This window comes from Streptomyces sp. NBC_00210, from assembly GCF_045160975.1.
Lineage (GTDB): Bacteria > Actinomycetota > Actinomycetes > Streptomycetales > Streptomycetaceae > Streptomyces.
Genome location: NZ_CP108120.1, coordinates 2,077,307 through 2,090,408, shown reverse-complemented (window position 1 = coordinate 2,090,408; position 13,102 = coordinate 2,077,307). Strand labels below are relative to the sequence as shown.

The 13,102-nt window shown below is 70.1% G+C and carries 11 protein-coding genes and 1 pseudogene; 9 read left to right on the top strand and 3 right to left on the bottom strand.

The window, feature by feature from the left end; all coding sequences use genetic code 11:
• Positions 1-51: 51 nt before the first annotated feature.
• The gene (locus OG729_RS09385; RefSeq protein ID WP_405805478.1) at positions 52-1,227 is read left to right on the top strand and encodes an ROK family protein; all 1,176 of its coding nucleotides are present in this window, start codon (positions 52-54) and stop codon (positions 1,225-1,227) included.
• 37 nt (positions 1,228-1,264) lie between these two features.
• On the opposite strand, the gene OG729_RS09380 is transcribed toward OG729_RS09385, so the two are convergent.
• A complete protein-coding gene (locus OG729_RS09380) occupies positions 1,265-1,837 on the bottom strand; it encodes a PadR family transcriptional regulator (protein WP_405805476.1) in 573 nt (190 codons plus the stop codon).
• A 118-nt stretch (positions 1,838-1,955) separates the two neighbouring features.
• On the opposite strand from OG729_RS09380, the gene OG729_RS09375 reads away from it, so the two are divergent.
• The 8 genes and pseudogenes from OG729_RS09375 to OG729_RS09340 all read left to right on the top strand — a co-directional run bounded on the left by OG729_RS09375 (position 1,956) and on the right by OG729_RS09340 (position 9,489).
• On the top strand, positions 1,956-2,387 hold the full coding sequence (locus OG729_RS09375; protein WP_405805475.1) for a nuclear transport factor 2 family protein: 432 nt from the start codon (positions 1,956-1,958) through the stop codon (positions 2,385-2,387).
• A 105-nt stretch (positions 2,388-2,492) separates the two neighbouring features.
• Complete coding sequence (locus OG729_RS09370) at positions 2,493-2,891, top strand: cell division protein SepF (RefSeq protein ID WP_405805474.1); 399 nt, start codon at positions 2,493-2,495, stop codon at positions 2,889-2,891.
• Between the two features lie 56 nt (positions 2,892-2,947).
• On the top strand, positions 2,948-4,159 hold the full coding sequence (locus tag OG729_RS09365; protein WP_405805472.1) for an AAA family ATPase: 1,212 nt from the start codon (positions 2,948-2,950) through the stop codon (positions 4,157-4,159).
• Positions 4,156-4,488 (top strand): nucleotide pyrophosphohydrolase, encoded by a 333-nt coding sequence (locus OG729_RS09360; protein ID WP_405805470.1) that lies wholly within the window; start codon positions 4,156-4,158, stop codon positions 4,486-4,488. The genes OG729_RS09365 and OG729_RS09360 overlap by 4 nt, the downstream gene beginning before the upstream one ends.
• Positions 4,489-4,666: 178 nt before the next feature.
• Positions 4,667-5,170, top strand: a pseudogene (locus OG729_RS09355) (DUF6099 family protein); the annotation flags it as partial.
• 357 nt (positions 5,171-5,527) lie between these two features.
• On the top strand, positions 5,528-6,451 hold the full coding sequence (locus OG729_RS09350; protein WP_405805468.1) for an LLM class F420-dependent oxidoreductase: 924 nt from the start codon (positions 5,528-5,530) through the stop codon (positions 6,449-6,451).
• A gap of 5 nt (positions 6,452-6,456) precedes the next feature.
• Positions 6,457-7,395, top strand: coding sequence for a homocysteine S-methyltransferase (gene mmuM, locus OG729_RS09345; protein WP_405805466.1), 939 nt, complete (start codon positions 6,457-6,459; stop codon positions 7,393-7,395).
• A gap of 321 nt (positions 7,396-7,716) precedes the next feature.
• On the top strand, positions 7,717-9,489 hold the full coding sequence (locus OG729_RS09340; RefSeq protein WP_405805464.1) for a GDSL-type esterase/lipase family protein: 1,773 nt from the start codon (positions 7,717-7,719) through the stop codon (positions 9,487-9,489).
• Positions 9,490-9,633: 144 nt separating this feature from the next.
• Here OG729_RS09340 and OG729_RS09335 read toward each other — a convergent pair whose 3' ends face one another.
• Positions 9,634-12,516, bottom strand: a complete 2,883-nt coding sequence (locus tag OG729_RS09335) for a helix-turn-helix transcriptional regulator (protein ID WP_405805462.1) — start codon at positions 12,514-12,516, stop codon at positions 9,634-9,636.
• Between the two features lie 214 nt (positions 12,517-12,730).
• Complete coding sequence (locus OG729_RS09330) at positions 12,731-12,979, bottom strand: hypothetical protein (RefSeq protein WP_360870413.1); 249 nt, start codon at positions 12,977-12,979, stop codon at positions 12,731-12,733.
• Positions 12,980-13,102: the final 123 nt, after the last annotated feature.

Below are 13,102 nucleotides of genomic sequence, written 5' to 3'. Positions count from 1 at the left end.
GCTTTACTTGGACCGTCAAGAGGCCGTCAGGAGATGCGTGAGAATGACGGCATGACCAGCAGCGAGGAGAGCGCGGAGCAGCGCTGGAACCGGCAGCGGCTGCGCAGCGCCAACGAGCGGCTGCTGCTCGGCCGGCTGCGGGCGGGCGGGGCCGCCTCCCGCGCCCAGCTCGCGCGCGAGACCGGACTGTCGAAACCGACCGTCTCCAGCGCTCTGGCCGCACTGGAACAGGCCGGTCTGGTACGGGAGGCGGGCACCCAAGCCCCCGAACGCGGCCGGGTCGCTGTGCTCTACGCCCCCGATCCGGCCGCGGGATACGCGCTGGGTATCGACATCGGGCGCGACTGGCTGCGGGTTGCGCTCGCCGACCTGGACGGCTCGGTCGTCACCCGCGCCGACGTACGCAACCGGGCCCGCACCTCGGCCACCATGGCCGACCTCGTGGTCGCCACCGCCCACCAGGTCGTCGCCGAGAGCGGCGTCGAACGAGAGCGCGTGATCCAGGCGGTGGTCGCGACCCCGGGTGTGTACGACGAGGAGAACCACCGCGTGCGCTACGCGGTCAACCTGCCCGGCTGGGGCCGTGCCGGTCTCTTCGACCGCATGCGGGACCAACTCGGCATGCCGCTGGCCGTCCACAACGACGCCAACCTCGCCGCCCTGGGCGAGTACGCCTTCGGCGCCGGTGCGGGCAGCCGGCTGTTCGTCTACGTGATGATCGGCACCGGCCTGGGCATGGGCGTCGTCCACGAGGGCCGGCTGTTCACCGGCGCGCACGGAGCGGCCGGCGAGATCGGCTTTCTGCCCTGGCCGGGACGGCAGAAGCACGACGTCCTGGAGGACGCCGTCTCCGGCGAGGCCGTCGTCGAGGCCGCCCGGGCACTCGGTATGACCGGGCCGCTCACCGCCAAGGACGTCTTCGACGCCGCACGTCACGACGACCCCGCCGCCGCCAAGGCGGTCCGGCAGGAGGGCGAACGGCTTGCCCATACGGTGGCCGCCGTGGCCGCCGTGCTCGACCCGGACCTGGTCGTGCTCGGCGGCGGCGTCGGCCACAGCGCCGACCTGCTACTGCGCACCGTGCGGGACACCCTCAAGTCCCTCACCCCGTTGCGTCCGAAGGTCGCACCCAGCGCGCTCGGCGAGGACGCGGTGCTGCTGGGGGCGGTGGCCACGGCGTTGGACACGGCACGGGATGTGGTGTTCGAACGGCGAGCGCCGGGATAGCACCCCGACGCCGGCGACGCCGTCGGCCTCGTACGCGTCAGATCCGGGCGGCGCGGTCCGACTGCCGTTCCCTCAGCACCGCGGCGATCCGCCGGCACCAGTCGAGGTTGTCCTCCTCGAACGCCAGACCGCGCAGACAGGTCAGATACGGCCCGATCCGCCTGCCGCGGCGCAGGAATTCGTCCTCGTCCGCCTCGCCCCGCATCTGCCGCAGCAGCGTGCCGAAGAGCTCGATCTTGCCCTCGGCGACGACTGCGCGCTCCTCAAGCTGTTCGATCACGGGACCGGTGTCGATGCGGTCGGCGGCCTGCACCTTCACGAGGAGGTCGTCCCGGATGAAGGAGGGCTTCGACGCGGCGGCGGCGAACTGCTCCAGCTCGGCGAGCCCTGCATCGGTGACCGTGAACAGGCGCTTGTTGGGCCGGGTTTCCTGCACCACCTGCCGGCCTGCGACAAGACCTTCCTTCTCCAGCCTGGTCAGCTCGGCGTACAGCTGCTGGGGCAGCGCGTGCCAGAAGTTCGCGACGCCGACGTCGAACGCCTTGGCCAGTTGGTATCCGCTGTACTCGCCGTCCAGCAGTGCCGCCAGTACGGCATGTCGCAAGGCCATCGCAGCAACCCCTTCCCTTGGTCCCGGCCCTCATGATACTCAAGAAAGTGACTAGTCAGATTCATGAGTATGAGTGTCTGCGTCAGAGTGCATCAAGGCGTCTGCATCAGGAGGAGTCATGGACACTGCCGAACGCTTCCGCGCGGCCGTGGAAAAACGGAATCTCGGCGAGCTGGACGACCTGTTCACCAAGGATGTGCGTTTCTACAGCCCGGTGAAGTTCAGCCCGTTCGAGGGCAGGCCGATGGTGCTCGGCCTCTTCGGTGTACTGCTGCGCACCTTCGAGGACTTCCGCTACGTGGGGCAGTTCCAGGGCACGGCCGAGACGAGCGCGGACGGCGAGGAAGTCCCCTCCGAGATCCTGCTCTTCCGGGCCGTCGTCAACGGCAAACAGATCCACGGCATTGACCTGCTCCAGTTCGACGAGACGGGCCGGATCAAGGAGTTCACCGTGATGGTGCGCCCCCTGTCCGCGGTCCAGGCGATGAGCGAGGCGGTCTTCGCGGGCCTGGTCGCCGACGGCCTGGTGCCCGGCCCCGCCGTGGGCTGATCGCCCCACCCTGCGCGCGGTCCGACGGCCCGCGCGCAGGATCCGTGGCCGACTCGCCCGTGTCGCTGTTGGGCCGAACGGGTGAGGAGCGCGAGGATGGTGCGCATGAGTAGGTACGAGAGGTACGACGTCACCGACGAGCAGTGGGAGGGCCTGGCCCAAGTCGTCCCGCTGCGCAGTCGAAACGAGTGGCCGTCGCGGGTCGATCACCGCACCGTCCCGGAGGACTACGCGGCGGTCGAGCAGCGTCGGTTCGTCGTGCTGCGAGTGCAGGTCTTCGCCGACGCGCGCGAGGTCGCCGAATACCTCGTCGCTCAGATCCCGGTGCTCCTCGACCTCACCGGCGCCGACACCGAAGTGGCCAAGCGCATCCTGGACTTCAGCAGCGGTGTCGTCTTCGGCCTGGGCAGCGGGATGCACCGGGTCGACCGGAATGTCTTCCTGCTCGCGCCGGTCGGCACGGAGGTCGAAGGGATCGCGGCGGCCGCCGTCCCTCATTCGTAGGAAGGTCGCGGAGGCGGAACGGTTCGGCGCATTTCGTGCTGCGTACCGTCCGGCTCATGGACCAAAACACCCCCCACCACGGCCCGAACACCGCCCTCCACGACCCGAACACCGCCCTCCGCGGCGCGACCACCCCCCACCGCGGGGCGAACAGCGCCCGCCCCGCAGTGACCGAACTGCGGCTCTCCGCCTTCAGGGCGCACCGGGGCGCGGTCTTCCCGCTCGGTCCGCTGACGCTGTTCGCGGGGGCGAGCGGTAGCGGCAAATCGAGTGCACTCCAGGCGTACGAGGCGCTGGCGCGCCTGGGCGCGGGCGATGAACTGGAGTCGGTCTTCCCGGATCCCGCGGCATGCGTGCCGGAGTGGGCGGAGCCCGACCGGCAGGGGCGGCGGGGATTCCGGATCGGCTGCACCGTCGACGGACCCGCCGGGCCCGTACAGCTCGATCTCGCCGTACAGGCGGAACCCGAACTGCGCGTCGTGGGTGAGCGGTTGACCAGCAGCGGGCAGACCTTGCTGGCCACGGCGCTGCGCGATCCCGGACGGTCGTCGGTGCAGGCGGCCTGGCACACGGCCGGGGCCGTGGCCGTGACGCGGGCGCCCCTGCCCGACAACCGGCTCGGCACGGCCCTGCTGCCGCTGCGCGTGGCCGGCAAGACGCAGGGGCAGTTGCAGGTGCTGGCCGCCGCCGAGCAGGTGGTCGTGGCGCTGCGATCGGTCTTCGCCTGCGACCCGCAGCCGCAGCGCATGCGCGAGCCGGTCGCGGCGGGGGAGGGGCGGCTGCGGCGCGGCTGCGACAACCTCGCCGAGGTGCTGCACCGGACGCGGAGCCAGTGCGCCAAGCGGCATGCGCGGCTGGCCGCGGCGGCGCGGGTGGGATGCGCGGGCTCGGTGGAGGGCCTGGACGTCGAGGAGCTGGCCGACGGAAGGGTCAGGGCGCTGCTCGGCAGGGGCGGCGAGCGGGGGGCGACACCCGTGGGGCGGCTCGGCGAGGGCGAGTTGAGATATCTGGCACTCGCGCTCGTGCTGCTCACCGGGCCGGGGGTGCTGGCCATGGACCGCGCGGCCGAGGTGCCGGAGGCTTACCAGGCGCTCACCGTGCTCGCTGACGGGTTCGACCGCTGCCTGGACCTGCGGCAGGCGCGCCAACTTCTCTCGCTGGGCGCGGAGATCTGTGCCCGGGGCCATACCCGGCTGGTGGGGGCGGTGGCCGATGCGTCGTACGCGCGCGGGGTGGACGGTGTGACGGTGGTAGACCTGGTGGCGTGACGAGAGAAGACGGACTGGATGTGGCGGCGTTGCAGGCCCGGCTGGCCGAGTTCGCGGCGGCGCGCGGCTGGGAGCCGTACCACACGCCGAAGAATCTGGCAGTGGCGCTGAGCGTCGAGGCCTCCGAACTGGTGGAGATTTTCCAGTGGTTGACCCCGGAGGAGTCGGCGCGGGTGATGGACAAGGAGGAGTCGGCGCACCGGGTGCGGGACGAGGTCGCGGACGTGCTGGCGTATCTGCTGCAGTTCTGCGAGGTGCTTGGGATCGACGTCCTGGCGGCGCTCTCCGACAAGATCGACCGGAACGAAATCCGGTTCCCGTTGCAGTGATCCTCGGCGGGTCACATGATCGCTGAACATACCTTCGTCACTCTACGGAGTTACCGAGATATTCACACTGAGCTTCGTGTCCACAGATTTCCGAATTCCCCTGGAGTTTAGGCTCAAGCGCCTTCACTCTGGGTAATGAACTGGGTGGGCAGTAAGTCGTACGAACGGGGGCGCGTACATGGATGCGGAGCGGCTGATCGGAGTCAGCCGGCATGCCTTGGCGCAGAGCCGGGCGGTGCCGGACATCGTGGCGGAGGCCTGGCAGGCCCAAGCCCTGGCGAAGGCGATCGGAGACAGGCTGGCGGCGTACGGGCCGCCGGAGCTCAGAGGCGAGGCGCGAGGGCTCAGCGAGATCGGAGGACGCGGGTGCGGGGTGCTCGATCACCCGATGGTGCGCAGCGGCGGGGTCAGAGCCGCGCAGCTGTCCCAAGTGACGGATGAACGAGGGACGTTGCTCGGGCTGAGCGTGCTGCTGGGGGAAGTGGGGATCGCCCTGGTCGGGGTCGCGTGTGCGACGGATGAGGAGGGGTTGTACTGGCAGTGCATCGAGGCGATAGACGCCGCCGACGAGTCGAGTGACCGGGTGCGGGGGATGCTGCGGCGGCTCGCGGCGCGGGACGCGGAGAGGCCGCTCGGTCCGAGCCGGCGCCTGGTCGATCCGGTGGTGGTGGCGAGGCCGCCGGATGCGCCGGAGGCGCTGGAGGCGCCGGAGCCGGCCCGGAGGGAGGAGCCGGCCCGGAGGGAGGAGCCGTGCCGTAGGGACGAGCCGTCCGCCCCGGCCGATTCGGCTCCCTCGAGGGACGCTGTGGACTTGGCGGCAGGGCCGTCATGACCGTGAAGGCGTTCAAAACGCCGGCGCCCGTCGGCGTGCGGGCCGGGCGCTCCGGCTCCGCCCTGGCCGGCGACCGGTGCCGCGAGCCAGTCACTGGCGAGGTCGGGCGCGCCCCACCGGGTTGACCGGGCTTTCACCCGACCGGGCCGGTGCCGGCCGGGCGGCGACGGCCGGATTGACGGCCGTTCGAAGGTGCAGGATGGATGCATGGATCTTCGAATCTTCACCGAGCCCCAGCAAGGGGCGAGCTACGACACCCTGCTGACCGTTGCCAAGGCCGCCGAGGACCTCGGTTTCGATGCCTTCTTCCGCTCCGACCACTATGTCGCCATGGGGTCGGCCGACGGGCTGCCCGGGCCGACCGATGCCTGGATCACCCTGGCCGGGCTGGCCCGCGAGACCAAACGGATCCGTCTCGGCACGCTCATGACCGCCGGCACGTTCCGGCTGCCGGGCGTGCTGGCCATCCAGGTGGCACAGGTCGACCAGATGTCGGGTGGCCGGGTCGAGCTGGGGCTGGGCGCGGGATGGTTCGAGGAGGAGCACAAGGCGTACGGCATCCCGTTCCCGCAGGAGAAGTTCGCGCGGCTGGAGGAGCAGCTGGCGATCGTCACCGGGCTGTGGGCCACCGAGATCGGCAGGACCTTCTCGTACGAGGGCGCGCACTACCGGCTGACCGACTCGCCCGCCCTGCCGAAGCCCGTCAACGGCAAGGTGCCGGTGCTGATCGGCGGGCACGGAGCGACCCGCACCCCGCGGCTGGCCGCGCAGTACGCAGACGAGTTCAACATTCCGTTCGCCTCGATCGGGGACAGCGAGCGGCAGTTCGGCCGGGTCCGCGCCGCCGCGGAGGCGGCCGGGCGTCGCGCGGACGACCTGGTGTACTCCAACGCCCTGGTCGTCTGCGTGGGCAAGGACGACGCAGAGGTGGCGCGCCGCGCGGCCGCGATCGGACGGAAGGTGGACGAACTCAAGGCGAACGGACTGGCCGGCTCGCCCGATGAAGTTGTCGACAAGATCGGCCGGTACGGCGCCATCGGAGCGTCCCGGATCTACCTCCAGGTCCTGGACCTCGACGACCTCGACCACCTGGATCTGATCTCCTCTCAGGTCCAGTCCCAGCTGAGCTGATCGCCGTGCGCCCCGCCCGTGCCCTCACCGCCGCCCTCGCCGAAGGGACCGTCGTCCTCGACGGCGGTCTCTCCAACCAGCTGGAGGCGCAGGGCTGCGAGCTGTCCGACGCGCTCTGGTCGGCGCGGCTGCTCGCCGATGATCCACGTCAGATCGAGGCGGCCCACGCGGCGTATGTGCGGGCGGGTGCGCAGGTGCTCATCACCTCCAGCTACCAGGCCACCTTCGAGGGTTTCGCGCGGCGTGGAGTCGCGCCCCCGGAGGCTGCGCGACTGCTGGCCCGCAGCGTCGAACTCGCCCGTAGCGCAGGGGAGTTGAGTCAGGACGAGGTGTGGGTCGCGGCCTCGGTCGGGCCGTACGGCGCGATGCTCGCAGACGGCAGCGAGTACCGCGGGCGGTACGGGCTGACCGTACGGGAACTGGAGCGCTTCCACCGGCCGAGGATCGAGGCCCTTGTCGCGGCCGGTCCCGATGTGCTCGCGCTGGAGACAGTGCCCGATATGGACGAGGCGGAGGCGCTGCTGCGGGCGGTCGACAGGTCCGGGGCGCCGGTATGGCTCTCGTACAGCATCACCGGCGAGCGCACCCGGGCCGGCCAGGAGCTGACGAATGCCTTCGCCCTGGCCGCCGGCCAGGACCAGGTGATCGCAGTCGGGGTGAACTGCTTCGAGCCGAGTGACGCCGACCGCGCGGTCGAGCTCGCGGCGGCGGTGACCGGCAAGCCGGTGGTCGTCTATCCCAACAGTGGGGAGAGATGGGACGCGCAGGAGCGGGCGTGGCGGGGCGGGGCCACGTACGACCCGGCGAGGGCGCGGCACTGGCGGGCGTCCGGAGCACGACTGGTCGGCGGTTGCTGCCGGGTGGGACCGGGGCAGATCGCGCAGCTCGCCGCTGCCCTCGCAAGTGGTGGCGGCCCGGAGGAATTCCATGGTCGCGACGGGTGAATGCGGCCGTCGGGCGTGCGAGGTCGGCATAGCAGTTCGTGACGCTGTCACGCTTCCCGCCTGACGCTGGTCGATCTCTCCCTTGCTCCGGAGCATCCCCGGGGTCACGGACCACGACGTGCCGGATGACGTGGGCGGCAGCCGAAGTTATGGGGTCTTCCCCAATGCTACGGGCGCGGCCGGCAGACGAAACTCTGCCTGAGCCCGGGCGGGACCCGTGTCCCGCGAGGCTTCCCACTCATGCCAACCCCCCCACGAGAGGTCTGTTCTGTGACCAAACGTCATGGGCGCCACGCCCGACCGAAACGCCACAACCCGGTCGTGCGTCGCGCAGCGATCGTCAGCGGCCAGGCGATCGGAGTCTCCGCCCTGCTCGGGTCACTCGCCGGTACAGCCAATGCGGCGGCCGGCGATCCAGGGCACGTGCGCATAACCGTGATCGGTGACTCCTACACCAGTGGCGAGGGTGCTTCGGCGGGTACCTACAAGACCGTTCAGGTGACAGGAGCCGAGGGCTCCGTCCTGAACCAGATCGACCCTGCCCACCAGTCCGCGACCGCCCCGACTCTCCGAGCAATCGACAAGATCGCGCAGGAGAACCCCAATGTGACGTTCGACGTGACGTTCGTCCCGGTCTCGGGAGCGACCCGCGGCTCGTTGTACGAGACGGTACGGCCGGGAACGGAGTTCGAGCATTCGCCGCAGATCGACGCGGTCGACAACGCCAACATCGTGATCGTCGGCGTGGGCGGCAACGACGCGGGATTCGGCAACCTGGCGCACACCGTCGTCACCTCCAGGGAGTCGACCACGGAGCAGGCTTTCCCAGGCATGATGGCGCCGCTGCAGGACGGGACCTACCTCAGCCAGCAGGCGGCGGTTTACCAGGACATCGCCTCCCGGGCCGCTCCGGGTGCCACCATCGTCACCCTCGGCTACCCGAAGGTCATGCCCGACGCCATCCAGGGCGGTTCTCCCTCCCCTGTGAGCGAGTTGCTGATCAGCAATCGCGAGGCCCAGCTGGTCAACGAGTTCGGGTCGACCATCAACTCGCTGAACCAGCAAGCGACCCAGCTTGCGGCGCAGCAGACCGGTGCCAACGTCACGTACGCGGACGTGTCTCAGGCGCTGGCCGGGCATGAGCTCTTCTCACCGCAGGAGGGGCTGAACGGCCTCGACTTCCTGAATGTGCAGGGTTCGTACCACCCCAACGACCTCGGCCAGGCACTCATCGCCAACACGCTGACTCCGACGGTGAACCAGGCGGTCATCCACGAGCTGGGCAACCAGGGACTCGTCGGCCCGCCGGCCCCGGAGCCGGACCCGCTGCCTCCCGTCGCCACGGCACCGGAGAACCCTCCGGCACCGCCGGAGCCGGTAGTTCCCGAGCCTGGTACGCCGGACCCGGTAGTGCCTGATCCGGTAGTTCCTGATCCGGTAGTTCCTGATCCGGTAGTTCCCGAGCCTGGTACGCCGGACCCGGTCGTGCCGGACCCGGTTGTGCCGGACCCGGTAGTTCCTGATCCGGTCGTGCCGGACCCCGTTGTGCCGGACCCCGTTGTGCCGGACCCGGTTGTGCCGGACCCGGTAGTTCCTGATCCGGTCGTGCCGGATCCGGTCGTGCCTGATCCGGTTGTGCCTGATCCGGTCGTGCCTGATCCGGTTGTGCCTGATCCGGGTACGCCTGATCCGGTTGTGCCGGACCCGGTTGTGCCTGATCCGGTCGTGCCTGATCCGGTCGTGCCGGACCCCGTTGTGCCGGACCCGGTTGTGCCGGACCCGGTTGTGCCCGAGCCCATTACGGACCCGGGCTTCTCTGACCCAGGGTTCCCTGAGCCGGTTGTCCCGGACCCGGTAGTGCCTGATCCGGTTGTGCCCGAGCCCATTACGGACCCGGGCTTCTCTGACCCAGGGTTCTCTGACCCGGTTGTGCCGGACCCGGTTGTGCCTGAGCCCATCACCGACCCGGGCTTCTCCGATCCGGTTGTGCCTGAGCCCATTACGGACCCGGGTTTCACTGACCCGGGTTTCACTGACCCAGGGTTCTCCGACCCGGGTTTCTCCGACCCGGGCTCCTTCGATTCGGGGTTTTGACCCAGGAACGGACGTCTCGGCCTCCTGACGCGATCAGGGCCTGTGTGCCATCAGGCCGCGTGGGCGTGAGCTGAATACCTGCCCTCCAAGCCGGCGCGGATCGCATGCGAAAAGTGCGTGCGATCCGCGCCCGGGTGTGGCCCATCAGGGCCCGGCGGGGGCCTCGCCCTCGCTGTCCTGACGTTCGCCGAAGGCCTGGGCCAGGGCCCATCGGGAATCAACACCGAGTTTGCGGAAGATCCGGGTCATGTGGGCCTCGACGGTCTTCACAGACAGGAACGTCTTTTCTGCGATGTCCCGGTTGGACAGACCCTGAGTCGCCAGCTCAGCAACGGAGCTCTCACGCGGTGAGAGCCGGGACGGGGCCGCAGATCGCACGCGAGGCCCCATCGCTCCGATCCGGCGCTGCGCATTGACTGCCTGCACATGCAGATGGCCGGCACCGTACGCGACCGCGGTCTGCTTGACCTGGCCGACGTTCTCCGACGCTGCACCGAACTGCCCGGCCGCGGCCTGCGCCTGGGCGAGCGCCAGCCGGGTCCTTCCTTCGACGAGCACCTGCCGGGTGGACGCGAAGTCCGCCACCGCCGAACCGAGTAATTCGACGCCTGCTTTCGCATCGCGGCCCACGAGGCAGGCCTGTGCCACGGCTGCGTGCCCATGCTGGCCTCGAAGTCCCACCGCCGCGGCTGCTTCCGCGGCTCGTTGCGCCCACATGCGCGCTGCCTCCAATCGACCGCGCGCCGCCTCTGCCTGTGCCGCCGTGCTGAAAAAGGTGGCCTTGATGGAGTGCGTCGGCGCCGAGTGCCGCGGCTGATCGATGATGTCCTGCACCAGCGAGACGCAGTCGTCCAGGCGCCCCTGCTCGAAGCGTACGAGGGACAGCACCCCGGCGGTGAGGCCCCACAGCCGTCCACGGGCGCGGACAGTCCGCAGGGCGCGTTCGGCGAGCGGCGCCGCCGTCACCGGATGATCACGGATCATGATGGCTCGCGCGCGCAGCGCCAGCGAGTATCCGAGCAGATCGGACTGGCCGAGCAGGTACGCCATCTCTTCGGCGGCCTCCGCCGAGCCGACCGCCTCCGCGAGTTGGCCGACCGCGCGATGTGCCCATGAATGGCTCAGCAGCAGGTAGGGCATGACGTGGCTCTGTCCGGTGTCCCGGGCGATCCGGATGCCGCGGGTCACGTGCCGGACGGCGTTGTCGTAGCGCTCGGCGAGCAACTCGGCCCAGCCGAGCTGGCTCAGCGGATCGAGGAAGGCGACCAGCTCCGCGTCCTCCATGTCGTCCACGGCCGCCGCCGCGTCCGAGGCGTGGGCCAGTAACGCTTCGGTCTTCCCGCTGTAGGCAGCGCCCAGGGCACGGCACGCGTCGGCGGCGATCCGGGTGCCCCGGTCGCCGGTCTCGTTCGCGTGCTGTACAGCGGTGTCCAGGTAGGCCGCCGACTCGTCGTACGCCCGCTGAATCATGCGCACGGTCGCAAGCTCCAGCCGCAGCGGGTTGGCCACGCCGCTGCTCCGGGGCCACGTGGCCAGTTCCGTCTCCAGGACCGCTCGTGCCTCACTGATGCTGCCCAGAATCCGCTCGACCTTCGCCTGCAGAGCCACCACGCCCACCCACCGGCTGCGCTGGTCGGGCGGCAGCAGGCCCAACGCCTCCTTGAGAGCCGCTCGAAAGCCCACAAGGTCGCCGGTCAGCCCCAGGGCGCGGGCAAGCGCCAGCAGCACGCCGAGCCGTGGTTCCCCCGATCCGGCATCCGCGGGCTTCAGCAGCCGTAACGCGGCTGTCAGCCACGACGCGGCGGTCGCCGGCACCGAGTACATGGTGTGCTCTGCAGCCTCGCGAAGCAGGTGAACCGCGTCCAGATCGCCGGCCTCGGCCGACCGTGCGACATAGGGGGCCCGTTCCACCGGGCCGGCCCCGGCCTCGCGCAGTGCCCGGTCGGCCCTGGCGTGCGCGGCCAGCCACCAGCCGGGCGGCGATTCACCCGAGATCAACTCCCGCAGAAGCGGATGCCGGAACTCCAGCATCCGGCCGGACGGTTCGCCCCGGCGGACCAGATCCATTTCGGCCAGGACGTCAAGCGCCTCCAGGGTCGGCCCGAGTGCCAGGTCCGCAACCGGCGAGAGCAGGTTCGGATCGAACGGGTCGCCGAGCACTGCGGCCGCCCTCAGCACCGACAGCTGCTCCGGATTGAGCAGCGCCACTTCCCTGACCAGCGCCGCCCGCAGGGAACCCGGAAGGTCGACGAACTGGCCCGGGCAGTGAGACGAGGATGGCGCCGGCGAGTCGGCCGTCAGCCGCGCAAGCACTTCGAGATAGAGGGGATTTCCGCCGCTGGTGGTGTACAGCCTGTCACGCTGCTCGGCCGCCAGTTCCGTGCCGAGAATGAGGTCTCCGGCACCCCGGTCGAGGGGCGCGAGCCTCAGTCGCTCCATCCGGTAGCCGTCGACCGTCTCCGGAAAGCATGCCAGCAGCCGCGGCCGGGCCTGCCTCGGCCGATACGAACAAGCAAGGACAGTGGGCACCGCAGGAGGATTGCGGAGCAGGTAGTGCAGCAGCTCGAGCGTGCCGTCATCCGCCCAGTGCAGGTCGTCGAGACACAGCAGGACGCCGCCGTCCCCGCCTGCGCTCTCCAGCAGTCGGCTCACCGCGCCGAACAGCCGGAACCGTTCGACGTCGAGCAGCTGCGGGGTGCGGTGGACGGACATCGAGGACCTTGCCATCACCAGATCCAGCAGCGCCCGGGTCTCCTCGTCCACTGCGGGCTCTGCCCGGCTTGGCGCCTGTTCCAGGCGGGTACGCAGCGACTCGACGACGGCCCCGAACGGGCGCTCCTGCTCGTATTCCGAGGCCCGGCCCGACAGTACGGTCACCTCGGTGGCGCGGGCATGCGAGGCGATCTCCGCAAGCAGCCTGGACTTGCCCAGCCCCGGGTCCCCGGTGATCTCGACGACCGTCGAACTGCCGTGGGCGCAGGCGTCGAGGGCTGCGCACAGCCGCGTCACCTCCCAGTCCCGGTCCACAAGCGGCGTCGCCTGCCTTCGCGGTGGGCGTGAGCCGTCGCGAGGACTGGGCGGCCCACTCATGGCGTCAGGGTTGTTCCGCATCGCAACAGGAGACACGCAGTTCGCGCTCTGGGGAATAGCTTCAGGCGCCACAGCAAGGTTGTTGGAAGGTTGGTCGTCACACATGTCCCCGTCCGCCCGGGTCGCACGGGCTCCCGGACCGGAGCGCGGCTCACGTGGACAGCGACCTGAGGGCGCGCAGGTCGGCGGCGGTCGGATAACGCCAGACGAGGTAGCCGAGGGGGACTCCCGTTCGGTCGGCCAGCCACTCGTGGTTGAGCTCGGTGGGGCCGGCCTGCTGGGCGGCATCGACCAGCAGCCGGGTGCGGCGAGTGTCTCGGTCCGATGCGATGACGCGATGGTCGCGCGGCGTCTTACGCCGAGCGTTCCAGCGCCGATACCTAGTGCCTCGGAACTTCATGCCGGGGAGTCAAGCGCGCCGCTGTTGCTCTGGGGTCACTCACTGGTTGCGGGTCCTTTGCGCTGGCCCTGGCGCTTCGGGGGAGGATTGGAGGAGGCATGCCGTGGCCCTTCGTCGACGTCC